The organism is Candidatus Flexicrinis affinis, assembly GCA_016716525.1.
GTDB lineage: Bacteria > Chloroflexota > Anaerolineae > Aggregatilineales > Phototrophicaceae > Flexicrinis > Flexicrinis affinis.
In genome coordinates this window covers 379,550-403,753 of record JADJWE010000002.1, presented here as the reverse complement: position 1 = coordinate 403,753, position 24,204 = coordinate 379,550, and the positions used below count along the sequence as shown (strand labels likewise).

The 24,204-nt window shown below is 60.3% G+C and carries 21 protein-coding genes and 1 pseudogene; 13 read left to right on the top strand and 9 right to left on the bottom strand.

The annotated features are described in order from the left end of the window. Positions 1–5 precede the first annotated feature (5 nt). The 3 genes from IPM16_10900 to IPM16_10890 are packed head-to-tail and all read right to left on the bottom strand — an operon-like array spanning position 6 to position 2,453. Positions 6–1,247, bottom strand: a complete 1,242-nt coding sequence (locus IPM16_10900; protein ID MBK9123609.1) for a mandelate racemase/muconate lactonizing enzyme family protein — start codon at positions 1,245–1,247, stop codon at positions 6–8. A 4-nt stretch (positions 1,248–1,251) separates the two neighbouring features. Next, positions 1,252–1,584, bottom strand: a complete 333-nt coding sequence (locus IPM16_10895) for a hypothetical protein (protein MBK9123608.1) — start codon at positions 1,582–1,584, stop codon at positions 1,252–1,254. Beyond that, positions 1,584–2,453 carry a hypothetical protein gene (locus IPM16_10890; protein MBK9123607.1) on the bottom strand — a complete coding sequence of 290 codons (870 nt, stop codon included), beginning with the start codon at positions 2,451–2,453 and terminating at the stop codon, positions 1,584–1,586. The genes IPM16_10895 and IPM16_10890 overlap by 1 nt, the downstream gene beginning before the upstream one ends. A 130-nt stretch (positions 2,454–2,583) precedes the next feature. Between IPM16_10890 and IPM16_10885 the strand changes: the two genes are divergently transcribed. The 13 genes and pseudogenes from IPM16_10885 to IPM16_10825 all read left to right on the top strand — a co-directional run bounded on the left by IPM16_10885 (position 2,584) and on the right by IPM16_10825 (position 16,304). After that, entirely contained in the window at positions 2,584–3,627 is a 1,044-nt protein-coding gene (locus IPM16_10885; GenBank protein ID MBK9123606.1) for a LacI family DNA-binding transcriptional regulator, read from the top strand. A 90-nt stretch (positions 3,628–3,717) separates the two neighbouring features. Beyond that, positions 3,718–5,067 carry an extracellular solute-binding protein gene (locus tag IPM16_10880; GenBank protein MBK9123605.1) on the top strand — a complete coding sequence of 450 codons (1,350 nt, stop codon included), beginning with the start codon at positions 3,718–3,720 and terminating at the stop codon, positions 5,065–5,067. A gap of 89 nt (positions 5,068–5,156) precedes the next feature. Continuing rightward, positions 5,157–6,023 carry a sugar ABC transporter permease gene (locus IPM16_10875; protein ID MBK9123604.1) on the top strand — a complete coding sequence of 289 codons (867 nt, stop codon included), beginning with the start codon at positions 5,157–5,159 and terminating at the stop codon, positions 6,021–6,023. Positions 6,024–6,165: 142 nt separating this feature from the next. After that, positions 6,166–6,915 (top strand): carbohydrate ABC transporter permease, encoded by a 750-nt coding sequence (locus IPM16_10870; protein ID MBK9123603.1) that lies wholly within the window; start codon positions 6,166–6,168, stop codon positions 6,913–6,915. Continuing rightward, positions 6,912–7,106, top strand: a complete 195-nt coding sequence (locus IPM16_10865; GenBank protein ID MBK9123602.1) for a hypothetical protein — start codon at positions 6,912–6,914, stop codon at positions 7,104–7,106. Before IPM16_10870 ends, IPM16_10865 begins: the two co-directional genes overlap by 4 nt. Next, positions 7,103–8,461 carry an amidase gene (locus tag IPM16_10860; protein ID MBK9123601.1) on the top strand — a complete coding sequence of 453 codons (1,359 nt, stop codon included), beginning with the start codon at positions 7,103–7,105 and terminating at the stop codon, positions 8,459–8,461. Before IPM16_10865 ends, IPM16_10860 begins: the two co-directional genes overlap by 4 nt. A 10-nt stretch (positions 8,462–8,471) precedes the next feature. Further along, positions 8,472–9,851 (top strand): dipeptidase, encoded by a 1,380-nt coding sequence (locus tag IPM16_10855; GenBank protein MBK9123600.1) that lies wholly within the window; start codon positions 8,472–8,474, stop codon positions 9,849–9,851. Positions 9,852–10,117: 266 nt separating this feature from the next. Beyond that, entirely contained in the window at positions 10,118–11,161 is a 1,044-nt protein-coding gene (locus IPM16_10850; GenBank protein ID MBK9123599.1) for a LacI family DNA-binding transcriptional regulator, read from the top strand. Between the two features lie 139 nt (positions 11,162–11,300). Beyond that, positions 11,301–12,569 (top strand): sugar ABC transporter substrate-binding protein, encoded by a 1,269-nt coding sequence (locus IPM16_10845; GenBank protein ID MBK9123598.1) that lies wholly within the window; start codon positions 11,301–11,303, stop codon positions 12,567–12,569. 64 nt (positions 12,570–12,633) lie between these two features. Further along, entirely contained in the window at positions 12,634–13,572 is a 939-nt protein-coding gene (locus IPM16_10840) for a sugar ABC transporter permease (protein ID MBK9123597.1), read from the top strand. Between the two features lie 73 nt (positions 13,573–13,645). Then, entirely contained in the window at positions 13,646–14,431 is a 786-nt protein-coding gene (locus IPM16_10835; GenBank protein MBK9123596.1) for a carbohydrate ABC transporter permease, read from the top strand. A gap of 7 nt (positions 14,432–14,438) precedes the next feature. Next, the gene (locus tag IPM16_10830) at positions 14,439–16,070 is read left to right on the top strand and encodes an FAD-dependent oxidoreductase (protein ID MBK9123595.1); all 1,632 of its coding nucleotides are present in this window, start codon (positions 14,439–14,441) and stop codon (positions 16,068–16,070) included. A 3-nt stretch (positions 16,071–16,073) separates the two neighbouring features. After that, positions 16,074–16,304, top strand: a pseudogene (locus IPM16_10825) (sulfatase-like hydrolase/transferase). A gap of 18 nt (positions 16,305–16,322) precedes the next feature. Here IPM16_10825 and IPM16_10820 read toward each other — a convergent pair. The 6 genes from IPM16_10820 to IPM16_10795 form a co-directional block, all read right to left on the bottom strand. Further along, positions 16,323–19,793, bottom strand: coding sequence for a type I restriction endonuclease subunit R (locus IPM16_10820; GenBank protein MBK9123594.1), 3,471 nt, complete (start codon positions 19,791–19,793; stop codon positions 16,323–16,325). 70 nt (positions 19,794–19,863) lie between these two features. Then, positions 19,864–20,466, bottom strand: coding sequence for a DUF4276 family protein (locus tag IPM16_10815; GenBank protein MBK9123593.1), 603 nt, complete (start codon positions 20,464–20,466; stop codon positions 19,864–19,866). Between the two features lie 18 nt (positions 20,467–20,484). After that, positions 20,485–21,714, bottom strand: coding sequence for an AAA family ATPase (locus tag IPM16_10810; protein MBK9123592.1), 1,230 nt, complete (start codon positions 21,712–21,714; stop codon positions 20,485–20,487). An 85-nt stretch (positions 21,715–21,799) separates the two neighbouring features. After that, positions 21,800–22,552: a DUF4145 domain-containing protein gene (locus IPM16_10805; protein ID MBK9123591.1), complete on the bottom strand. Its 753-nt coding sequence runs from the start codon at positions 22,550–22,552 to the stop codon at positions 21,800–21,802. A gap of 8 nt (positions 22,553–22,560) precedes the next feature. Beyond that, positions 22,561–23,916 carry a restriction endonuclease subunit S gene (locus IPM16_10800; protein ID MBK9123590.1) on the bottom strand — a complete coding sequence of 452 codons (1,356 nt, stop codon included), beginning with the start codon at positions 23,914–23,916 and terminating at the stop codon, positions 22,561–22,563. Between the two features lie 52 nt (positions 23,917–23,968). Next, positions 23,969–24,196 (bottom strand): type II toxin-antitoxin system MqsA family antitoxin, encoded by a 228-nt coding sequence (locus tag IPM16_10795; GenBank protein ID MBK9123589.1) that lies wholly within the window; start codon positions 24,194–24,196, stop codon positions 23,969–23,971. Positions 24,197–24,204 lie beyond the last annotated feature (8 nt).

Genomic DNA, 24,204 nt, shown 5'->3' with positions numbered 1-24,204 from the left:
AGGCACTAGTAATGCCGCATAAGCATGTCCGATGTTGGATACGTGACGCCGATCATCGCCTTGGTGTGATCCCAGAACGCGTCCAGCTCGCGATGCCAGTCCGCCGTGAGTTCCCAGCGCGCAAGCCGAACCGGGTCGAGGTCAACGCCAAGTCCGGGCGTCTGCGGAACAGCCATCGACCCGTCTCTGATCTGCAGCTTGCCGCCTTGCAGTACGCCATCGGCGTACTCAGGATAGATCGAATCTCCCGCGTGCGTGACGACGTCCGGCATCGCGGCGTGAACGTGCAGTTTGACAACTTGCCCGACGCACAGCTCGGCCCCGCTATGCATGGCAACGCCGAGCCCAAACGCACCCGCCAGTCGGCAGAAGTTAATCGCGGGTTCAATGCCACCGGCGCCAAATACGTCGGCCAGAACGACATCCGCAGCGTCCTCGCGGATGATCTGCGCAAGCAGATCGGTCCGGTAGCAGTGATCTGCCGCGATCGGCGTCGCGCTGATGCTGCGCAGCCGCTTCAACAAGGCGGTCGCCGTTGTGGCATCGGCTGGCCCCTGCACACGTATCGGTTCCTCGATGTATTCAAGATCGATTGGCTCAAGGCGTTTCAGCATCTGGAGCGCGGTGGTCAGCGACCATGAACCGTTCGGATCCACGCGCATCCCAAGCTCCGGCCCGGCCGAGGCGCGCAGTTTGGCCGCAAGCGCGACTTCAGTCTCTGGCCGATTTGACCCGAACTTAAGTTTCAGCACGGAGTAGCCGCCTTCGGCCTTCACGCTGAGGCAGTGGTCGACAAACGTGTCAGGTGTGACCCCTCCCGTTCCATCGCGGGCGGGCGCTCGAAAGAAGCAGTAACCAGCGACCGGCACGCCCACTTTTTCGCCGTGACCGCCCAAGAGTCGATAGAGTGGCACGCCGGCCTTCTTGGCGATTAAGTCCCAGCACGCGATCTCGACTGCCACGGCGTCACCGCTGTTATACAGCTTGCGCCGAATCCAGTTGAAGTCGAACGGGTCTTCACCGACGACCGCCGGCGCGACGCTCTTGTCAAACCGTGTGATCAGACTCTCGCGATTAACGTAGTGCAGGGCACTCGGGCCGGTCTCTCCGATGCCGGTCAGCCCCTCGTCGGTATGCAAGCGGATGAACGTGCGAATTCGAGCCGGGTAGCTGACGCCGAACGCGCTCAGGATCGGCGCCTTGAACGGGACCGCCACAGTGAACGATTCGAGCCGCGTGATCTTCATACCGCTATTCCTTCAAGCACAGGTACACAATGACAGTCGCTTTCTGCCCGGCGGGGATCGTGCCTGCAAGCCGCAGCCATCCGCCAAAGTGTGACACACGGCAAAACGCCAGCGATTCCGCCTCGCCGGGAACTGTAAGCAGCGTGCCCTCGTCGCACCAGTGGATGCCGTCGGGCGAAATTTGGACGCGCGCGGTCGTTTCGGCGCCAGCGGCCAGCGTCCTCACGAAGAACACCGCTTCGCTCGCCCAAGCTCCTTCGTAGGGTTCGGTCGCGAAGCTTCCCTCCCATACCGTGTTTCGCTCGAGTACTGCGGTGTAGCTCGTCCGCGTGGTCATCAGTCGATCTCCCCAGACAGCAGCACCGAATCGACATACAGAAACGCACGTTTTTCGGTATCCGCCTCGATCCAGAACCCGACGTTCAACATGCAGAGCAAATTGGGCATCGCAGGAATCTGTATCGTCTGCAGCTCGTCCCCTGCGTATTCGACATCGTTGCAGCGGAAGCCGAGAAAACGGCGCGACTCGAGATCGAGGTCGATTCGCAGGTAGTGCCAGTTCATTTTCGTGGCGATCTCGTTGTAGCACAACTCCTGCGGTTCGATCGGCACATCCATCCAGCCTTCTGGGCCGAGATGAAAGTGCGACACCGTCTTGCCAGAGTCGCCGATCTTGTGGAACTCGCGCGTCTTGGGCTTGAACTGCCACCGGGCGATGCGCTTCCCGTTGGCGGCATTCAGGTATCGCAGGTGAGGCATCCAACGCAGCTGGGCGTTGCGCCCGTCCTGAAGGTCGAAGAGCACGCCGAATGCTCGAACGTCAAGCTCAGACAAAACAAGCTCGCTGGCTTCCGGTTTGAACGTGAAGTAGCACTCGAGCCGAAGCCGGCCACGCGACCGGAAGGTGTGGCGCTTGATCGCGACACCGAGCGAGTTGGCGCGTTCGCGCGTGGCGACTTTGAGTGAATAGGTGCCTTCCATCGAGCCGGCAGTCCCGGTATCCCACATCGACTGATTGCTCAGCATCGGCGGGCGGATGTCACGGTAGTCAGGCAGCACGGAGTCGAGCGAGTGCTCGTAGTTTCCGATCAGGGCCGTCCACCCGTTGATGCCATGATCGAAGTCGTCATAGAGCAGGATACGGCCGAGTGGGTCGAACTTACTGAGCTGGGGATGGGCCAACAACGCGGCGCGGTACGGATCCATGCCTCTACTCCCGGATGGCGACGATCAAGCGGAGCGATGGTTTCGGTCAACTTGACAAGTCATCTGAAATGGTCAAGAATAGTGTAACGGCAGTTAACCGATTACGCAACCGATTACGCGGATTGGACTTATGGTGACGATCAAAGATGTAGCTAAACGCGCCGGCGTCAGCACGGCGACCGTTTCGCACGTCATCAACGGGACGCGTCGCGTCCTGCCCGAGACCCGCGACCTGGTGCTGTCAGTCGTGCAGGATCTCAATTACCGTCCCAGTGCGATAGCGCGTGGCCTGACGACAAGCCGCAACAAGACGATTGGGGTCGTGATCGCGGACGTCACCAGTCCGTTCTTTGCCATGCTTCTTTACGATCTGGAGAGACTGCTCTCGAGACAAGGCTACAACCTGTTCGTATGCAACACGTACGAAGAGGTCGAACGAGAGGCGTATAACCTCGAGCAGCTCTTGGACAAGCGAGTCGACGGCGTGATCATCACGCCAACCGGCCACGACCAACCCATCTACGACGAGTTTCACCGGCTTGGAACGCCCTTGGTGTTCATCGACCGGAAGCCGAAGAATGCAATCGGCTCGTTCGTTGGCGTAGACAGCTTTCGCGCAAGCTACGACGTCACGCGATATCTGCTCGAACTCGGACACGAGCGCATTGGCCTGATCAGCCTCATCCCGGAGACATCCGCCGTGGCGGCACGAGTCTCCGGGTATCTCTCGGCGTTGTCCGACTCCGGAGTCTGTGCCGACCCCACGCTCATGACCAGCTCCACGTTCGCCGTCGAGACGGCCGAGAGCGCAGCACGCGAACTACTCACGATGCCGAGTCGTCCCACAGCGCTGATCGCCGGCAGTCACGTTGCTACCCTCGGCGCGCTGCAAGCGCTGACCGCGCTTGATATGCATTACCCGCGCGACATCTCGCTGGTGTGTTTCGATAACTCGCGCTGGACTGGCCTCATGCGCCCCGCGCTGACAGTCATGACCAAACCGATTGAGGAGTTGGCCCGAGTCGCAGTCGACACGCTCCTGGCGGCGTTTGTCCATGCCGAACTGCAGCGGAAGAGCGACGAACCGGTCGGCCCATTTGCAGAAGTCGAGCAGTTGATGGACTCGCGGTTTCTCGTCCGCGAGAGCTGCCAACCACGCGGAATAGACCAATAGGTAACGAAAGGGGAACGGCATTGTAGTGAACCGCGCACACACCGTCACACCGTCATCGAAGCGGGCCTTAGTTCCTAGGAGGAGCACATAATGAGGATTCTTCGCCGGGTTACACCTTTGATCGTTCTAATCGCTTTGCTTGTCGTGGCGCCTGCAGCACTCGGTCAGGATGAGTTCGACTGGCGCCGTTTTGAGGGTACTGAGCTGCGGGCAATCATGATTCAGGGCCCGTGGATTGACAGCGCCCGGCCATTCATCGAGTCTTTCGAAGAGTTGACAGGCATGACCGTCGTACTCGAGGTCCTGCCGGAGGCCGAGGCATGGGACAAGATTCGCGTCGAGATGCAGGCTAACAACGAGGATCTCGACATCTTCTACAACCAAACTCAGCGCTTTGGCGTCGAATTCACGGAGAACGGCTGGGTCCAGCCGCTTAACGACTACATCGCCAATCCCGAGCTAACGACTGCAGACTTCAATTGGGAGACGGATTTCGTCGACTACAACCGCGAAGGCGTGACGTTCGATGGTCAGGTTATCGGTATCCCGACTGACCGGCAGCTTGGTCCTATGCTGTTCTACCGCAAGGACGTGCTGGAAGAGTATGGCATCGAAGTGCCAACGACCTTCGAGGAACTTGGTGCAGCGGCGCGGCAGATCTGGGAGGCCAGCGGCAACACGCTCCCCGGCTTCGTAGCCCGCGGTCAGGGTGCGTCGGCCACGTCGGCGTACTCGTATGTGATGGGTGAGTTCGGCGCAGTCTGGCAGGACGAAGAAGGTCGCCCGACCCTGAACACGCCGGAGCACCTAGCTGCCTTTACGTGGTACGGCGAAACGCTGCGCGAGTCCGGCTCGGTCGGCGCGACCGCGTTTGCCTTCCCTGAGACGACCAATGAGTTCTTGACTGGAAACGCCGCGTTCACGATTGAACTCGGTGTGAATCCCCGCAACATCAGCGATCCTGCAGTCTCCAGCGTAGTCGACCTAGTCGGCTTCACGGTGATCCCCGACGGCCCGGGGCCGGACGACTTCCGCAACACCGATCCGTGCCCGCCGATCCGTCCGTTTGCCGTTTCGATCTCGACGTTCTCGCCTGACAAGGAAGCGGCGTGGCTGTTCATCCAGTACATCACCGGCTTTGAACCCCAGCTCGCCTATCTGCAGGCAGGCCGCGTTGCCGCGCGCAGTGCGCCGTGGTCCAGCGAAGAGTTCACCTCGTCACTGAACCAGACCGGTCAGGAGTACTGGGCCGCTCAGATGGAAGCATCCGGGCTGTGCTATCCCACGTCGGGCTTCGCGCCGGCCTCAATCATCGACAATGGCCGGGCCCGCGACATCATTGGTCAGGTCATCGAGACCGCGATCATTGGTGGCGATATCGAGGCGGCCCTGCAGTTGGCGCAAGAAGAGTTGGACATGCTCTACGATCGTCAGCAGTAAGGCAGCCTGAGCTTTCAGGTGAGGGTGGGCGGTGAGAACCGCTCGCCCTCATCACGAACCCCCGCAACCTAAGGAACTGAGCGTATTCGATGCTTCTTCGTCACAGACTCTTTCCGTGGATGATGGTCACGCCGACCTTGATTGCGCTGGCGGTGTTCCTTGCCTATCCGCTCATCAGCCTGCTGCTGATGAGCACACGTGATTACGGGACGTCGACGATCAACTACACCGATGTCGGGCTGCGCTGGTACGAACTGCTCCCGCGCGACTCGCGTTTCATGAACGGCTTGTGGCGCACTCTGCTATACAGCGGCGGGTCGGTGGCGGGCTCGATGGTATTGGGCACCATCATGGCGCTGATCCTCAACCGATCGTTTCTCGGTGTCACCGCCGTCCGCACGATGTTCATCCTGCCCATGGTCTCGATGCCGGTTGCGTCGGCCTTGATGTGGGGCACGATGTTCAACCCCAATCAGGGCATTTTGAACTACTTCCTGGAAAGCATCGGACTCGAACGAAGCCTGTGGCTCGCCAGCCCCAATACCGCGTTGTTCTCGATAATGATCGTTGAGACCTGGATGAGCGCGCCGTTCGTCATGCTGATCGTGTTGGCTGGCCTGCGTTCGATGCCAACCGAACCGCTCGAGTCGGCGCAGATCGACGGCGCGAATCGCATTCAGATGTTCGCCTACGTCGTGTTCCCGATGCTTCGCGCCGCGCTGGCGACCGCCGCGCTGTTCAAGATCATCGACACCCTGAAGCAGTTTCCGATCATTTGGGTACTGACCAAAGGAGGCCCACTTCGCGCTACCGAGACGCTCTACGTCTACGGGTATGCGCTGGGATTCCAGTTCTTCGATCTGGGGTACGGCGCGGCGATCCTCACCGTGCTGCTGCTGCTCGTCATGGTGATCGCGTTCTTCTGGATGGGCCTGCGTCGACGGTCATGGGTGTAGTGTTGAGGAGTCAGGGATGACTAGCGTCGATGCGGTGATGAGGCGTTCCAGACCCGCCCCAAAGACCCTGCGCCAACAGGTCGAGCACTGGATCGGGGAGATCGCATTTCGCCTTCTCGTACTCGCGTTCCTGGCATCGTTCATGTTCGTCTTCGTCTGGATGGTGATCACGTCATTCAAAGAGGCGAAAGACGTCACCGTATATCCTCCGGTGTTGATCTTCGAGCCGACTCTCGACAATTACGCCAACGTGTTGGAAAAGACGCCGTTCTTCAAGCAGATGGCTAACAGCGCAATCGTGGCCGCCGGCGCCGTCATGCTTGGCCTCGTGATCGGCCTGCCCGCTGCCTATGTGGTCGCCCGTTATCGGATGCAGAGGCTTGCGCTCACGATACTGCTGATGCGCATGGTCCCGACCATCGTCTTTATGCTGCCGCTGTTTGTGATCTATCAGCGGCTAGATCTCATCGACACCCATATCGGGTTGATTCTGAGCCACCTGATTCTGACGTTGCCATTGGTGATCTGGGTGATGATCAGCTTCTTCGAAGACGTCCCCATTGAAATTGAGGATCAGGCAAAAGTAGACGGTTGCACGCAGCTTGGCGTGTTTCTGCGGATTGCGCTGCCGCTTAGCCTGCCCGGCATGGTCGTCACGACCATTCTTGCCTTCATCACGTCATGGAACAACTTCATCTTCGTGTTGATTCTTGGCGGCTCGAATACCACGACGCTTCCGCTCGCCGTGTTCAATTTCATGGGCTTCGAGCAGCTGGATTTTGGCGCCGTCGCTGCTGTCGCCTCGATGCTCTCTCTGCCGATCATCGTCCTGACAATCATCGTTCAACGGTGGTTGGTGCAAGGTCTCACACTCGGAGCCGTCAAGTCATGACTTCACCCGCCGCAGTCCCACTTTCAGAAGACGATTTCATCACCGTTGCGCGTGCACTCTTTCCAGACGCAGACGACGAAACGCTGGCACAGCTGTATCCCATGGTGAGCGATTTGCGCGAGTTGGCCGCGCTTGTCAGCCAGCGCGTCCTCAGCGGTGCGCCGCTGTCCGAAACGGCGACGGGCGAATGACCATGACCACGCCGCTGCACTACGAGTCAATCGAGAACCTGAGCCGCATACTGCGCCGCCGCGAAATCGGCGCGGTTGAGATCGTCGAACACTTTTTGCGCCGCACCGATGCCCTGAACAATTTACTGCACGCCGTGATCACGGTGGCCTACGACCACGCCCGCGCGGCCGCAGCCGAGGCCGACCGATCCATGGCGGCAGGTAGCGCTGACGGGAAACCGCTGCTCGGAATTCCGATTACCGTCAAGGATGTGATGGCAACGAAGGGTATACGGACGACCGCCAACAGCAGGACCCTCGGGGACTGGGTGCCGGATGCCGAACCGCTCGCGCTTGCGCGACTGCGCGAAGCGGGCGCAATCGTGCTGGCAAAGGCCAACTGCAACGAGTACTTCGGAATTCCGTCTGAGGATGACCGTTATCCGCGCCCGCGCACGCCGTTCAACACAGATTACGTTGCGATCGGCAGCAGCAGCGGCTCAGGCGTCGCGGTCGCTGCCGGAATTGGCGCGGCGTCGATCGGCACGGACAGCGCCGGATCCGTGCGCCTGCCTGCCGCTCAAGCTGGCGCGTTCGGGATGAAATCGACCAACGGCCACGTCAGCCTGGAAGGACATACGGCGTATTCGAACTTTCAGGTCATCGGCCCGTTGGCACGAACCACGGCAGATGCCGCCTTGCTCACGTCAGTCATGGCAGGCGAAGCCCCACCGACAATCTCGACCGCGGGCCCGCGAGGGCTCCGGATCGGTGTGCCGTGGCGTTACATCGACACATCGCCCGCTGAACCTGAAATCCGCTCAGCCTTCAGGTCACTGATCGAAACGCTTGAAGCTGCCGGGGCGCAGGTTGTCGAGGTTTCTATACCCGGCATGGCCGAGTCCCGGATGGCGACTTTTGTCGCCATGTACGCCGAACATCACGCGTCCAAAGCAGTCACGCTCCAGCGCCAGTTCAACGATCTCGGCCGAAGCGCCCGACTCTACGCGATGCAGGGCGCGTTTATCAGCGCGGTCGACTACCTTCATATGTTGGAGTTGGGGCGTCAGGTCCGCCGCAACGTCGATCTCGCGCTGGGAACCGTCGATGTCATCGCCATGCCGACCTCTCCCTACGTCACAGCGGAGGCGGCGCGTAGGCCGTCCGAGCACCGGCGGGGGATGAACACCGTATTCACCGTGCCGTTCAACTTGACGGGTCATCCCGCCATTACGGTCCCATGTGGGTTCTCGGAACTCGGAATACCGATCGGCGCGCAGTTCGCGGCGGCGCACGGCGCCGAGGACACGCTGTATCGCGTCAGCCTCGCCGTCGAGCAGTTGACGGACTGGCATCTCCGGCACCCACCGCTCTGAGGACCGTCCCATGCAGACTGCCATCGCCTACGCTGACAGCAACTTCACGCGGTTTCTGACCGAACTCAAGCAGTATCTGCGGATCCCGAGCATCAGCACGCTGCCGGCACATAAGGCGGACATGCAGCGTGCGGCCGAGTGGACCGCCGTGAAACTACGTGCGATTGGCATGGATACGGTCGAAGTCGTGGCCACGGACGGGCATCCGATCGTCTACGGAGAGTGGTTGCGGGCAGCGAATGCACCTACGGTGCTCATTTACGGCCACTACGACGTGCAACCTGCCGATCCGTTGAGCGAGTGGCAGCACGACCCATTTGATCCCCTCGTGATGGACGGCCACATCGTCGCACGTGGCTCGGCTGATGACAAAGGGCAGGTCTTCATCAATCTCGCAGCCATCGAAGCGCTGCTGACCGCCCACGACGGACAGCTTCCGATCAACGTTAAGTTCGTGATTGAGGGCGAAGAGGAGGTCGGCTCGGCGGGTCTAGCAGCGTTCGTACAGTCTCAGCGCGACCGCGTGGCAGCGGACGTCGTCGTCATCTCTGACACGACGATGCTAAGCCTTGAACAGCCTGCGATCTCGACGGCGTTTCGTGGCTTGCTTTATGCCGAACTGGAGGTGTTTGGTCCGGCTTTCGACCTACACTCCGGACAGCATGGCGGGGTTGTTCACAACCCGATACAGGCGCTGTGCGAGATCGCCGCCGGGCTGCATCGCGCGGATGGATCGGTCGCGGTTGATGGATTCTACGATCGGGTACAGCCGCTTTCGGAGATTGAACGCGCAGAGCTTGCTGGCCTGTATTCGGATGACGAGCTGCGGGCCGAAACCGGTGCTCCGGCACCATGGGGCGAACCCGCTTTCAGCCTCCGCGAACGCATTGTGGCGCGGCCGACGCTCGAGTTCAACGGAATTGTCGGAGGGTGGACGGGCGAGGGCCGCAAGACCGTACTCCCGGCCCGTGCGCTCGCCAAGATCAGCTGCCGCCTTGTGCCCGATCAGGACCCGGCCGAGATTGCCGAACTGCTGCGCGCCCGGGTCGCGGAGCTCACGCCACCGACCGTGCGCAGCGAGTTTCGCGTGCTTGGATCGAGTCAGCCGGTGGTGGTAGCCGCCGATAACCCGGCAATGCGGATCGCCATGGACGCCTACGAAAAGGGCTTCGGTGTCCGGCCCATTCTTATGCGCAAGGGTGGCTCCTTGCCGATATTGAGTACATTCGCAAGTGTGTTGGACGTGCCCATCATTCTGGCGGGATATGGGCTTCCTTCAGATCGCGTGCACGGCCCCAACGAACGGTTCTATTTGGAGTGCCTACGCAAGGGGATTCGTACGGCGATTCACCTGTATGAAGGGTTGAGCGCATACAGGCCAGTGATTTGAACGGTAGTTCAGCCCCAAAGTCGAACACGCGAACGACGGTCGCCTAACAGGTTGCGTGAACTGGGCCACCCGTGCCTGACGCTGTGTCTGGAGGCGGCATTGCGGCTTTTTGTTATGTGCGAATCCCGAAATCCCGATGTTGATTAGCGCAGTATGCGGCACAAGCCGCCCAACCCGTTTTGGAGGCGCAACGACTGTGCATTTCTTGACAAGTCTGATTAAGCGGTTTATCCTTTGTGATAAATCGCTTAATCATATGGAACACTATGCCACCCATCCGACCTCGTATCAGTGATGTTGCCCGCCACGCCGGTGTGTCCGAGGCGACCGTTTCGGTCGTGCTGAACAATGTCGTCGGCGAGCGTGTGCGGGTCAGCGAGGCGACGCAGCAAAAGGTGTGGGCGGCTGTCCGCGAGTTAGGCTATGTGGCGAATCCGGTTGCGCAGCGGTTGGCCGGCGGCCACAACCGGATCGTCGCTGTGTTCACGTTCGAGTCGATTTTCCCGATCGATTCAAGCAGCTTCTACTATCCGTTCTTGATCGGAATCGAAGAAGAGGCCGATCGGCTCGGATACGATCTTCTGCTCGTAACCGGATCGGCGCAGGGCAGTAAGCGCAGGATCTATCAGCACGGGGTCAATCGGCTTCTACGTGCGGATGGTGCGATTCTCTTGGGTCACGGCGACCGATCCGAAGTCGATCAGCTTGTGCGTGACGGCTACCGATTCGTGTATATCGGCCGCCGCGAGTCATCGACGGAGTCGCTTTCGTACGTCGCGGCGGACTACGCATCAGCCTCAGAAGATTTGGTCCATCGTGTCATCGGACTAGGGCACCGAAACATCGTCTATGTGCGATCGATCCGCACGACTGAGGCGAGTCGGGACCGTGAACGCGGCGTGCACCAAGGTCTTGAAAGGGCAGGGGTACTGCTGCGCGACGGATGGATGTGGCGCGGAGTGCCAGAAGGCATCATGCCAGATACGGTGCAAGCGTGGATTGACGATGGCGTGACTGCCTTGATTGCCGAGGACGACATGCTCGGACTACGGATCATGCAATGCGCTGATTCACTTGGGCTATCATGCCCGGCTGACTATTCGCTGGCGGTCCTTGGCAACCCGCTCAACCCGACCCAGGAGATTCCGGATTGGATGACCTTTGGCATTCCTCGGCGTGAGATGGGCCAATTGGCCTTTCGGATGCTGCAGGAATGGCTGAACGGCGACGAGTCCCAGATCAGGCTTCCGCTGCGTGCAACGTTGAGCTGCACGCCCGTTCCCGGACAGACCGTCCGCGACCTTCGCTAACCGACCGTTCGGTGCATGCGTCGGTCTTTTTGCCCGGTTGATTAAGCGGTTTATCGCTAAGGAGGAGCGCACGGCCAAACATCTACACAGACCGTCCAACATCGACATCGATAGACCCATATCTTGGAGGACACGACCCATGCTTCGTATGAACCGCTTCTTTGTCATTCTGGTTCTGCTGCTCGCCTTCGCGCTCACGTCCGCGGCACAGGAACCGGTCACTGTTCGTTTCACCCAGTGGATTCCGGTCGACTCCGACCGTTCGGCGACGTTCCTGGCCATCGCTGAGGAATACATGGCCGCCAATCCGGGCGTCACCGTGCAGTTCGAGTTCATCCCCTTTGCCGACTACAACACCACACTTCCGCTGCAGCTTAGCGGGACCAACCCGCCGGACGCCGGCTGGCTGACCGAGAACGTGGCTCCAACGTGGCTGCAATCAGGCATCCTAGCTGACATGGGCGCGGCGCTGACCAGCGACGCAGAGTACGACTACGCCGACCTTGCGCCGTCCGGCATGGGGCTATGGCTGGCTGGCGACGGGGTCTACGGCGTGCCATTCTCGACTTCACCGTTTCTGCTCATCTACAATCGCGACCTGTTCGCCGCCGCGGGCGTCGATGCGCCCGATGCGATGCTGGAGAAGGGCGAGTACACGTGGGACAACCTCGCCGCGGCCATGAAGGCGATCCGTGAGGAGACCGGTGTCGCGGGTCTACAGAGCATCAACGGCGCGCTGTACAGCGGCGAACGCGTCTGGCACACCGTGATCCCGTTCATCTGGGCATACGGCGGCGACGCGTGGGATGCCGACAACAACTGCTTGCTCAACAGCCCGGAGAGTGTCGCCGGGGTCCAGAAGTTCCACGACATGATCTTCGTCGATCGCGGCGTGGAAGCACCGGGCGAGGTCGTTGACTTCTACACTGGAACGGCAGCGGTCCTGATGGGGCAGCTCAGCCGGGTTGGACCGCTGGCCGATGCCAGCTTCGGATGGGACATCGCCCCGCTGCCTGAAGGCCCTGCCGGCAAGGTCGACGTGATTGGTCAGGCCGCAATCGTCGTGTTCAATAACAGCCCGAACCGCGATATCGCCATTGACTTTGTCAAGTTCCTGACCAACAAGGAGAACACGCTCAAGATCGCCGAGTTCTTCCCGCCGATCCGCGCGTCCGCCCTGGCGACCGACGTGCTATACACTGCCAACCCGACGATCTCCGCCGAGAGCATGAAGACCGCCGTTATCGATCCAACCCTGACCGGACGCGTGCTGCCTGCACATCCGAACTTCCCGACCATCGACTTGACGTCTCGGACGTATTGGGATCAGCTTTGGGTGGCTGACGCCAATATCCAGGCGATCATGGATGAAATGTGCGCCGCCATTCAGCCCCTGCTGAACCGGTAGAATCTGACAGCCAAGCAGCGCGGAGGGGTATCACGCCCCTCCGCGCCACGAGAGGCGTACGCCCATGAACTTCGACACCTCTGCTGCCCGGCCATCCAGCCTCTTGCGACCGCTGCACTTGAGCCTGAAAGTGCGTGATGCGCTGTTCGGCTACGTCTTCGTCGGCCCGATGGTCGTTGGCTTTGTGCTTACGGTCCTGCTTCCCTTGGTCGCTGTCTTCTTGTACAGCTTCCAGGACCGCAACATGCTTACGGGCACGTGGCAATACGTGGAGTCTGCCAACTATCAGAACATCCTTGGCGGCGACCCGCTGTTTACCAAGGTCCTCATCAACAGCCTGGTGTTCACACTGGGGTTGGTGCCGCTGAACGTCGTGCTGGCGCTGGTGCTGGCGGTGCTGCTTAACCGCGCCATTCGCGGCGTGACGTTCTTCCGCACGTTGTTCTTCGCACCTGTTGTCACATCCGCCGCCGCGTGGGCGATCGTATGGAAGTTCATCCTGCAGGGTGAGAACGGGACGTTGAACCTGCTGCTCGACTCGGTCGGGATTGACGGACCGAATTGGCTGCGCGATGGCAACTGGGCGATGTTCTCGGTGATCTTCACGCGGGCGCTCAAGAACGTCGGCCTGAACATGATCATCCTGCTGGCGGCGCTGCAGAGTATTCCGCGCGAGTATGACGAGGCCGCGCAGGTCGATGGCGCGACAGCATTTGACCGCTTCCGGCGCATCACCGTACCGCTGCTATCCCCGACGATCCTGCTCGTCACCGTCCTGACCGTAGTAGGGTCGTTGAAGGTCTTTGACCATATCGTCCTGATGACCAACGGCGGCCCGTCGAACGCCACAATGGTGTTGGTCAACTACATTTACTTTCAAGCGTTCAAGGTGTTCGACACCGGTTACGCCAGTGCGCTTGCGGTGATCCTGTTTGCGATCGCGTTGGTCGCCACGCTCACGCAGTGGTTCCTGCGCAAGCGCTTTGTGTACAGCGAGGTGTAGGGTGAACCGGCCCCTGTACCGCGCAGCGTTATCCGTTCGGAAGCACATCTGGCTGTACCTGGTGCTATCCGTCATGGTCGTGCCGTTTGTGTTCCCGTTCGTCTGGATGATGGGCAGCTCGCTCAAGCCGGCGATTGAGGTCTTCGCGTATCCGCCCACGCTGCTCCCGATCAATTGGCAGTGGGGCAACTACGCGCGCGTCTTCGAGCTTCAGCCGTTCGCGCAGCAGTACTTCAACAGTGTCTACATTGCGGTGGTGGTGACTGCCGGGACGTTGTTCTTCTCGTCGCTTGCCGGGTATGCCTTCGCGCGGATCGGGTTTATCGGCCGCGGACTGCTGTTTCTCATGCTGCTCAGTGCCCTCATGATGCCTGAGGAAGTCACGATCATCCCGAAATTCAATGTCGTGCAATCCCTGAGGCTGGACAACACGCATTGGCCGCTGCTGATTTTCCCGGTCTTCGGTGCTCATGGCGTCATCGCGACGTTCATGATGCGCCAGCACTTTCTGGGGATTCCTCAGGAGCTGGAAGAAGCCGCGTTTCTGGACGGCTTGAGTCGATGGGGCATCTTCTGGCGAATCGCGATGCCGATTGCGACCCCTGTCCTGAGCGCCGTCGCGATTATCACGTTCCTGACGACGTGGAATTCATTCCTCGAACCGCTGGTCTACCTTCGCAGTGTCGAGCAATTTACGCTTCCGTTGGCATTGCGCGGGTTCACCGACGAGTTCGGTCAGCCCATTTGGGAAGTGCAGCTCGCGGCCACGACGTTGTCGGTGCTGCCCATCTTGATCTTCTATGTATTCGCACAACGCTTCGTTGTGGAAAGCTTCGCGTCTTCGGGTGTCAAAGGATAGAGTCGCCGTGAGAGAACTGGATACAGAAATTCTGATCGTCGGCGGGGGCCTGGGGGGCGTTGCGGCAGCATTGGCAGCGCTCCGTGCTGGACGCACCGTCATTCTCACTGAAGAGACGAACTGGGTAGGCGGTCAATTGACCGCACAAGGGGTTCCTCCGGACGAGAACCCGTGGATCGACTCCGAGGGCACAGGCTGCACGGCCAGCTATCGCCTGCTGCGGGAAGGCATCCGCGAGACGTATCGCCGCTACTACCCGCTCACCGACGCGGCCAACGCCCGGCGCTTTTTCAACCCGGGCATGGGCAACGTCTCACCGTTGTGCCACGAGCCCGCAATCGCGCACAGCGTCATTCGTGCGATGCTGGCCCCGTATCAAACCAGTCAGCGGCTGACCATTCTGCTGCGCTGCGTCCCGGTTGCCGCCGAATGCGACGGAGATCGCATCACCAGCGTCACGATGCAGGATGTCAACACCGGCGATCAGGTGGTCATTGCGGCTCGGTATGTCCTCGACGCGACCGAGCTGGGAGACCTGCTCGAACTCGCAAACGTCGAACACGTCACGGGGGCGGAGAGCCAGGCCGAAACAGCCGAACCGCATGCGCTGCCGGGTGACGCCGACCCGCTCGATCAGCAGTCGATCTCGTGGTGCTTCGCGGTCGACTATCATCTCGGCGAGGACTTCACGATCGCCAGGCCCGCCGGATACGACTTTTGGCGCGGCTATCAGGCCCCGTTCTGGCCTGCTCCTCAACTGAGCTGGACGACCAGTGACCCCGTTACGCTTGAGCCGGTGACTCGCCCGATGTTTACCGGCCCGACCGACGACGCGATCGGCAGCGATTTGTGGCACTACCGGCGCATTCTGTACCGCAAGTATTATCCCGACGGGTTCTACCCGAGTGACGTGGTCGTCGTCAACTGGCCCCAGATCGACTATTGGCTCAAACCGGCCGTCGGCCCCGGAGTCGACGCGGCGGCGCGCAAGGCGGCGCTGGACGGCGCACGCAGCCTGAGCCTTGCCATGCTGTATTGGATGCAGACCGAGGCTCCGCGCCCGGACGGCGGTGCAGGCTATCCCGGCCTGCGCCCACGCGGTGACCTGCTCGGCTCAAGCGACGAGTTTGCACAGGCGCCGTATGTCCGTGAGAGCCGGCGTATCCGGGCGGAGTTCACGGTCCTCGAGCAGCATGTCGGTGTCGAGGCGCGCGGGAGCTTACGCGGCGCGGAGCCGTTCGCAGATACCGTTGGGATCGGGAGCTACCGGATCGACCTGCATCCGAGCTACCGGCGCAACTATGTCGACATCACCAACTGGCCGTTTCAAATTCCGTTGGGTGCGCTGATCCCTGTTCGCGTTGAGAATCTGCTGCCGGCGTGCAAGAATCTGGGCGTTACGCACATCACCAACGGGTGCTATCGGCTGCATCCGGTGGAATGGAACATCGGGGAGGCGGCGGGGGCGTTGGCGGCCTACTGCCTCGCCCACAGTGTCGCGCCGCGTGCTGTGCGCGGCGACGCGACGCACCTCGCCGACTTTCAGCGCGAACTGACCGTAAAGCACGGGTTCGTACTGCAGTGGCCGGATCATTTGCGGCTGACTCCGCGCGACAAGATGGACCCGCTGGGGATCTAGCCGATGGCGTCACCTAACATCGTCTTCATCGTTCTGGATCAATGGCGCGGCGACTGCCTCGGTGTCGCCAACAGCCGTCACCCGGTCATGACCCCGCACTTCGACCAGTTGACCGACGAGGGCCTTTGGTTTCGGCGCGCCTACGCCGACTGCCCGATCTGCATGCCGCAGCGGGCGACTATGCTGACCGGGCAGAGCGGGTCGCGGCACGGCATGCCCTACAACTTCCTTGCCGGTCCGCGTACCCCGATTCTAGCCGAGCACAGCTTGCCGTATCGGCTGAGCCGCGAAGCCGGGTACCAGACCAAGGCAATCGGGAAGATGCACTTCTATCCCGAGCGCGCGCGCTTCGGTTTCGATCACGTCACGCTGCACCCGGACGACTATGTCAACTGGTTGGAGGACAACGGCTACGGCGGCTTGTATCGCGGGCATGGTCTGGGCGGTAACGAGGTCTATCCAGCCGTGAGCAGCGTACCGGACGAATACACCCACACAAGCTGGATCATCGAACCGTCGGTGCGCTTTCTGTCTCAGCGCGATCCAGACGCGCCGTTCATGCTGTGGATGGTGTTCGAAGCGCCGCACAGCCCGTTTGATCCTCCGGCCCCCTACGATCAGCTCGGCCTGTTCGAGCACCAGATCCGCGGCGTCCTCCTGCAGGTCCGGCGGATAGCCATACTTGCGCAAGATCCGCTTCACCAGCACCCGCAGCCGCGCCCGCGCCGCCTGCTTCACCGCCCAGTCGATCGTCACGTTCTGCCGCACGTTTTGGAGCAGCTCCACCGCGATGATCGCCAGCTGCTTGTCGCCCATGACCGCGCGTGCGCTGGAGCTTTCGGCCAGCGCGTCATAGAACGCCAGCTCGTCGTTACTCAGCCCCAGCTCTTCGCCGCGTCCCTGCGCGTCGCGGACGTCTTTCGCAATCGCGATCAACTCCGCGATCACCTGCGCGGCGTCGATCGTACGGTTCTGATAGCGCCGGATGGTCTTGTCCAGCATGTCCGCGAACGACCGCGCCTGCACCACGTTCTGCCGTGACCGCGTACGAATCTCGTCCTGCAGCAGCTTGCGCAGCAGTTCGAGCGCCAGATTCCGCTCTGGAAGGCGCTTCACATCCTCGAGGAATTCGTCGCTCAGGATTCCGACGTCCGGCGTCTTCAGTCCCGCCGCCTCGAAGATGTTGATCACCTCGGGCGACGCAACCGCCTGCGACACCAACTGCTTGATTGCGCCGTCCAAATCCTCTTTCGTCCGCGCGTCGACTGGCGTCGACTTGGCGAACTGGGAGCGCACGGCCTGAAAGAACGCCACATCATCGCGGATGCGCAGCGCCGACTCGTCCGGCACGCACAGCGCGAACGCCTGCGACAACCGCGTTACGCCGTCCATAAACCGCTTCTTGTTCTCGTCACCAGTCCCGCTGGCCAGCTTCAGGATGTGCTCCATCGCCTTGGGGATGACCTGCACCCGCTGCGCCGGCTCGCCGCGGAAGAACGCGCCGTAGTCAAAGCCGTGGAACATCGACTTGACCACGTCGTACGCGTCCCGCATCACCGTGATTGCCCGCTCGAGGTCGAACGCCGGCTGACCGCTCCCGGCCTCGGTGTACGCCTTCATCGCCTGCTGCAGATCGGTCGCGATGCCGAGGTAGTCCACGATCAGGCCACCGGGCTTGTCCTTGTACACCCGGTTGACCCGCGCGATCGCCTGCATCAACCCGTGGCCGTGCATCGGCTTGTCGACGAACATCGTGTGCAGCGACGGCGCGTCGAACCCGGTCAGCCACATATCGCGCACGATCACCAGCTTGAACCCGTCCTCCGGGTCCTTGAACCGCTCCGCGAGCGCCTTGCGCTGCGTCTTCGACCGCACGTGCGGCTGATACGCCGGCGGATCGCTTGCGCTGCCCGTCATCACCACCTTGAGGAACCCGTCGGCGTCGGTGTCCGCGTGCCAATCCGGCCGCAGCGCCACCAGCTGATCGTACAGGTCGACCGCGATGCGCCGGCTCATGCACACGATCATGCCCTTGCCGTCCATCGCCTCCAGCCGTTCCTCGAACGTCGTCACGATGTCCCGCGCGACCTGTTCGAGTCGTTCCGACGTGCCGACCATCGCCTCGAGCTGTGCCCACTTGGTCTTGAGCCGCTCCTTGGCCGTCTCCTCTTCGCCTTCGGTGATCTCCTCGAAGTCTGGGTCGATCTTCGGCCGCTGCTCCTCGCGCAGTTTCAACCGTGCCAGCTGCGCCTTGTAGAAGATCGGCACTGTCGCCTTGTCCTCGACCGCGCGCTGGATGTCGTAGACGTCGATGTACTCGCCGAACACCATGCGCGTATTGGCATCGGTCGTCTCCACCGGCGTCCCCGTGAACCCGATGAACGACGCGTTCGGCAGCGCATCGCGCACATACTTGGCGAACCCGTAGCTGAACTCGCCCGCGCGCGTCATCCGCGCCTCGAACCCGTACTGCGACCGGTGCGCCTCGTCGGCGATGAATACGATATTGCGCCGGTCGCTCAACAGCGGATACGCCATCCGGTCGTCATCCGGCATGAACTTCTGAATCGTCGTGAACACCACGCCGCCCGACGCCACCCGCAGCAGATCGCGCAGATGCTCGCGGCTGTCCGCCCGCTTCGGCTCCTGACGGAGCAGTTCCTGCCCCGCCGCGAACGTCCCGAACAACTGATCGTCCAGATCGTTCCGATCGGTCGGCACCACCAGCGTCGGATTCTCCATCGCCGGATGCTGGATGATCTTCCCGGCATAGAACAGCATCGACAGGCTCTTGCCGCTGCCCTGCGTATGCCACACCACGCCGACCTTGCGATCTCCGGCCGCGGCCGTCGCCGTGACCGTGCGCTCGACCGCCTTGTTCACCGCATAGACCTGATGATAGGCCGCGACCTTCTTGATCAGCCGCGCTTCGCTACGCTCGAACACCGTGAAGTTGCGCGTGATGTCCAGCAGCCGCTCCGGCGCGAACACGCCGCGGACGACCGTCTCCAGCGTCGGCGTGCCGACCTCACCGCCGTCCACCGTGCGCCACGGCTTGAAGTGCTCCCAGCCCGCGCCCAGCGCCCCGACCCGCGCCTCGATCCCGTCCGAGATCGCCAGCAGCGCGTTGTAGCGGAACAGCCCGGCGATGTCGTCGCGATACGTCCGCAGCTGGTTGTACGCCTTGTGGATCGTCGCCTGTTCGTCGGCCGCGTTCTTGAGTTCGATCACCACCAGCGGCAGCCCGTTGACGAACAGCACCACATCCGGCCGGCGGTTGGTCTTCGACTTCGACTTCGGGTTGACGTCCTCGACCGTGAACTGGTTCACCGCCAGATACCCGTTGTTCGCCGGGTTGGCGAAGTCGATCAGCCAGACCTTGTCGTAGCGCGTGTCGGAATCGGCCTTGTACGAGACGTCGACGCCTTCGGTGAGCAGCCTGTGGAACGCGTGATTGTTCTGCATGACGTCCGGGCTGTCGGTGCGCAGCACCCGCCGCACGACGTCATCGAAGACCCCGGCCCGCGCCAGTGGGGGAATGTGCGCGTTGATAAGGTCGAGCTGCGCCCGCAGCCGGCCTTCGAGGACGACCTCGCGGTAGCTGGTCCGTTCGGCGGCCGGCTCCCCCGGCGCGATGACCCCGCCGTGCACGTACTCCCAGCCGGCCTGCTGCAGCCAGTCGATCGCCGCGTATTCGACGGTGTCCTCGTTGAACGGCTTCATGGGCCAAGTCTCCGTTGGGCGACGGCATTAATGCGCGCGTCGTGCTGCAGCAATCCGCGGCTACTATTGGTCACTTGAATACGTCGAGCAAGGCATCACGGAAGACTTGAAAACTTCTCGATCGATTTCGCCGTGGATCCATATGCACCGATATCTCTTGTGCGGCACGGATCTTTTCTAGGCCGCCGGGATGGTAGTCCACTAACAATCGTTCAAGCTGTTCCCATGTTCCACCGGGTACTGCATCCGGATCCCGAAATCGCCGTTGAGACGCGAGGTGTCGGCTAACACGTGGGTACGCAGCGACAATCGCATCCACATCACCGAAGTACCAAGCCTCCAGTTCTTCGATCACTATTCGGTTCACGACTGTGAATCTGTCAGGAGACGCCGTACGGGTTTCAAGCCCAACACTTGCGGCTATCCGCTCCAGTTCCTTCTTGAGTTCTTTACAGTCATCGGAATCTCGATCGGCCAAGACGAATACGCGCCAATCATCACCGGGTCGATGTTTGTAGATCTTGAGCCGATTTGGAAGGTGTCGCAGAAGCGCCGGTTTACCCTGAAACGAAAATATGTCGTACTCGAAGTCAAGTCCAGCAAGAACCTTTGGCACCAACTCGAGCAGCGCAACTTCGGCAGACATTTCCTCAACATAGAAGTGTAGAAGCATGTTGTGGACCTCTTGCACCTAGACGGTCCTACGGCGCTTAGGTCCGCCAGAATTTGTCAAGGGATCACCAATCCCAAAGAAGCCCTCCATCCACAGGTCACCCAATAGCGCGCCGTTCCTGATTAGGTCTGTGATTCCATCGAGCTCAGACGCTCGCGCGGCACGCGTGTAACCGTCATCATCTCGATAGAGAATCCACAATTCTGAGGGTCTCAAGCCATTGACATAGAACGGTGAATGTGTCGTGACCATAAGTTGTGTTCTTGACGACGCTGTACGGCATTCTTCAGCCAGCCCGCGGAGAAGTTTCGGATGGAGTTGATTCTCAGGTTCTTCAATACCAATGAGTCTCGGCGGTTCAGGATCGTAAAGCAGGGTCAGATATGCCAACATCTTTAGTGTGCCGTCCGATGCGAACTTCGACATTATTGGGCGGTCGAATGGTGCATCCTTTATCTGTAGTAGCAGTCGCCCATCGGGCATGATTTCTGCGTCCACGCGCTCTAGCTTGGGAACGCGCCGGGACAGCAGCTTAAGAATCGCGGACAGCCTATCGGGATGTTGTTCTTTCAGGTACTGGATAACGTTAGGGAGATTGTCTCCTGTCTCGGAAAGGCGCTCTTGTGATCCGGACTCGGGTATTCCGCGCGTGTTATCGGCGCTAAGATACGAGAGATGCCAGCCAGTAATGAATTGGCGAAGAGCGTTGACCCGGGGATTCCTTGCAAGCTGACCCAACGTGTTGACCGCGAGTACATCCGGTGCTGAAAGAGTCTCCTCTACTCGTTCGGCCGGAGTATCCGGCGTCTCGCCTGAAGTGACATTTCCACGCCCGTTCTCAAAATCCAGAAACCTGTACGGCGCGCCATACGATTGACGTTTCCATTGGAGACGTTCTCGGGAGACAACAGGACCATGCAGCGTCTCGTCGATTGAGAGTTGATACGTAATGATCGGCGTGTTTGGTTGTTCGCGGTATTTCAACTCAAACTCTATCGGTCCATTTGAGTCGCGACTTCTGAGCTCTCGAAAGCGATTTCGCTTGTCCCACGCCTTGCGCAGTCCAACAGTAAAACATTCGGAGAGGAATGCGAAAACATCAAACACTGTTGACTTGCCACTCCCATTCGGTCCGAGAAGGACTGTCAGTGGCGTTATCGAAGTCAATTCGAAATCGCGCAGAACCCGATAGTTCTTGACTTTGATGCTCTCGATGCGTGGTACCGTCTCTGAAATGTCGTCAATCATGTTTTCGTGTCCTCACGACTTAACCGCACATATTGTAACTCCCCGCGCATGAGACGCGGCGCTTCTAGCCACCACGCAGAACCCATCACAAGTAGTCCGCGAGGAAGTCCCTCACGCCTTTCAACATCGCCTCCACGTCGCTGCGCTTGAATTCGTCAAACCTGCCGTGTGCCGCTGCATTGCGAATGTCAGCCCATGCTCTAGGCTGTTTCGCCTTGAGTTCATTGAACAGTCCCGCCGCTTTGAGACCGTCAACCAAGATCACAAGCTTCTTCGGTTCGCCATCGTCCTTGCGGGTTGAGATCGGCGGTTCCTGTCGCTCGCACAGACGACGCAGCGCATCTTCAAGGACTGCACCCGCAAGTACTGCCGCGGGCACATAATCATTTTGACCGGGAACGCCTTCACCAAGAAGATGCTCAGCCTGTCCCATGTAGTCGGACGCGATTTCCGCCTCGATCATGATGGATAAGTCGTCCAGCAATCCCGCTTCATAGTCCTTTTGCAATCCAATCAATGTCCCAGTGATGAACTCGACAGAAGATGACCGCTGCGGTAATCCTCGGAAGTCCGCTGTGATCTGCTGCATTCGATCCGTTTTGGATAGGACGAGCCGCAGTAGGCTTATTGCTTGCGTTCGGTAAGCCTCGAAGGCCATTCCCTGACTATGGTACTCTGTTCCGGTAAGGTCGAGGACAGGTCTACCCATCACGGTCTTGGGCTCAGACCTGGATTGTCGATTTTCGGCTTTCATCGTCGACACGAGTCCCGGACCATCTTTGATCAATGTCGTGAACTGCTCACGAATCTTGACATCAACACTAGATGGAAGCCCCATATTGCCCCCTACACCCCCACCAACTCCCCGCGCATGAGCCGCGGCAGCAGCGCGTCACGCAGTTCGGCCAGCGTGCGCGACTCGCTGTTGTTCGCGACGATCTTGTTACGCAATTCACCGACAGCTAGGTCAAACGCTTTGGCAACACGAACATCCGGTACAAGTAAGCTGAATCCGCTCAGTACTTGCGCATTAAGGCTCGCTCTCGTTGTGCCGGTCTTGAAGCCATCGACGATGTACCAGTAGTGCGATGAACGAAGCCAGTATTGAAGATATCGGGCATACTCCGTCCTGCGAGGCCGGAATCGAATCAGGTATGAAGCGAAGACCGCCTCTACATCCTCTTCGACCAAAGCTCCATGGCCGGGATCTGCCATACGTGCGATCACAATGTCACCGAACCTGAGGCGGTACTTCTCCATCTCCAAAGTGGCTATCTCGCAGTAGGGGACATTCTGCCAGTCTATCCATGGCGCTTTGTTGATGTCGGTAATACGCAGAAACTTTGGACCAATAGGGGAATCAGAGGCCGACGCTGTATACCCGTATTGAGGTTTTTCACTCACTTCCCCCAGCGTCCCGACCCGCCACCCGCGCGGGATGTCCCCCAGCGGCGAGTCCTCGAACCCGTCGGGGAACAGCGCCGCCGTCTCCGCATCCATCCCGGCCGGATCGCGCCCCTCGGCCTTGGCCCGCACCGGATCGAAGTCCACGAACCACGACTTGAACAGCGCGCGCGCCATCGCCTCCAGCGTCGCGTTCATCTTGCGGTTGAGGTCGATCTTGTCGTCCAGCGTGCCGAGGATGTGCGCGATCTCGCGCTGGATGGGGAGGGGAGGGAGGGGAAGTGGTACCCTTCGAAGAATCGTCTGATTCAATGAGGGCATAGTAGTTCCACCGGCATTCTGCGTAATCCAAGCCAAGTATTGCGGCGTTCCGAGAACATACGAAACATATTTAGGATCAAAAGAACGTGCGTCGAGTCGTAACCGAATGCAGTCACTCCCTTGGAGGCAGCCTGATTGCGAAATGTTTACATAAGCTCGCCTATCGACAGCGCCTTTCCGGCCGAAAAGGATGTCTCCTTCGGCAATGCGATATGTCTCGAGTCGTCGAAATGTCTTCTCGTCAACCCGAGGAGTATCATCATCAATGTTTATCGCGTTGACGCCGATGTTCTTGACCGCAATTACCGGTATCCCCTCGCGCTTGTATTCTGAGGCAAGGAGGTTTGTTCCGAAGGGTCCGGTTTGAAGACTTGCACTTCCAAGATCGACAAGCTGCCCTAGCGTTGAATACGTCCAATTCTCGGGAAGCATCCCGAAAATCGGTTCAACTCCGGCTGGAGTTTGGGAACTACTCATAGCCCAACCCCGCCAGGTTGTCGCGGATCGCCTGTTCCAGCCGTGCGGGTGGTCATGCCGCCACGAACTCGCGCACTTCCACCTGCACGCCTGCCTTCAGCGCGGCTTCGGCCGCCTCCAGAAGCTGACGGGTGGTGTCGTCGTCCACATACGCCTCGCCGCAGTTGGCGCACACCTGCGCGGGCACGTTCTTGAAGACCAGCGTTGTCCCGCCGCGCTCCAGCGTCACGGTCACGGTACCGGGTTGGGTGTCTCCTTGTCTGCAAATTACGCACTTCATGGGGTGTC

Coding starts and splice junctions, on each gene's coding strand:
- IPM16_10900 (MBK9123609.1), bottom strand. CDS start 1,247: ATGAAGATCACGCGGCTCGAATCGTTCACTGTGGCGGTCCCGTTCAAG.
- IPM16_10895 (MBK9123608.1), bottom strand. CDS start 1,584: ATGACCACGCGGACGAGCTACACCGCAGTACTCGAGCGAAACACGGTA.
- IPM16_10890 (MBK9123607.1), bottom strand. CDS start 2,453: ATGGATCCGTACCGCGCCGCGTTGTTGGCCCATCCCCAGCTCAGTAAG.
- IPM16_10885 (MBK9123606.1), top strand. CDS start 2,584: ATGGTGACGATCAAAGATGTAGCTAAACGCGCCGGCGTCAGCACGGCG.
- IPM16_10880 (MBK9123605.1), top strand. CDS start 3,718: ATGAGGATTCTTCGCCGGGTTACACCTTTGATCGTTCTAATCGCTTTG.
- IPM16_10875 (MBK9123604.1), top strand. CDS start 5,157: ATGCTTCTTCGTCACAGACTCTTTCCGTGGATGATGGTCACGCCGACC.
- IPM16_10870 (MBK9123603.1), top strand. CDS start 6,166: ATGTTCGTCTTCGTCTGGATGGTGATCACGTCATTCAAAGAGGCGAAA.
- IPM16_10865 (MBK9123602.1), top strand. CDS start 6,912: ATGACTTCACCCGCCGCAGTCCCACTTTCAGAAGACGATTTCATCACC.
- IPM16_10860 (MBK9123601.1), top strand. CDS start 7,103: ATGACCATGACCACGCCGCTGCACTACGAGTCAATCGAGAACCTGAGC.
- IPM16_10855 (MBK9123600.1), top strand. CDS start 8,472: ATGCAGACTGCCATCGCCTACGCTGACAGCAACTTCACGCGGTTTCTG.
- IPM16_10850 (MBK9123599.1), top strand. CDS start 10,118: ATGCCACCCATCCGACCTCGTATCAGTGATGTTGCCCGCCACGCCGGT.
- IPM16_10845 (MBK9123598.1), top strand. CDS start 11,301: ATGCTTCGTATGAACCGCTTCTTTGTCATTCTGGTTCTGCTGCTCGCC.
- IPM16_10840 (MBK9123597.1), top strand. CDS start 12,634: ATGAACTTCGACACCTCTGCTGCCCGGCCATCCAGCCTCTTGCGACCG.
- IPM16_10835 (MBK9123596.1), top strand. CDS start 13,646: ATGGTCGTGCCGTTTGTGTTCCCGTTCGTCTGGATGATGGGCAGCTCG.
- IPM16_10820 (MBK9123594.1), bottom strand. CDS start 19,793: ATGAAGCCGTTCAACGAGGACACCGTCGAATACGCGGCGATCGACTGG.
- IPM16_10815 (MBK9123593.1), bottom strand. CDS start 20,466: ATGCTTCTACACTTCTATGTTGAGGAAATGTCTGCCGAAGTTGCGCTG.
- IPM16_10810 (MBK9123592.1), bottom strand. CDS start 21,714: ATGATTGACGACATTTCAGAGACGGTACCACGCATCGAGAGCATCAAA.
- IPM16_10805 (MBK9123591.1), bottom strand. CDS start 22,552: ATGGGGCTTCCATCTAGTGTTGATGTCAAGATTCGTGAGCAGTTCACG.
- IPM16_10800 (MBK9123590.1), bottom strand. CDS start 23,916: ATGAGTAGTTCCCAAACTCCAGCCGGAGTTGAACCGATTTTCGGGATG.
- IPM16_10795 (MBK9123589.1), bottom strand. CDS start 24,196: ATGAAGTGCGTAATTTGCAGACAAGGAGACACCCAACCCGGTACCGTG.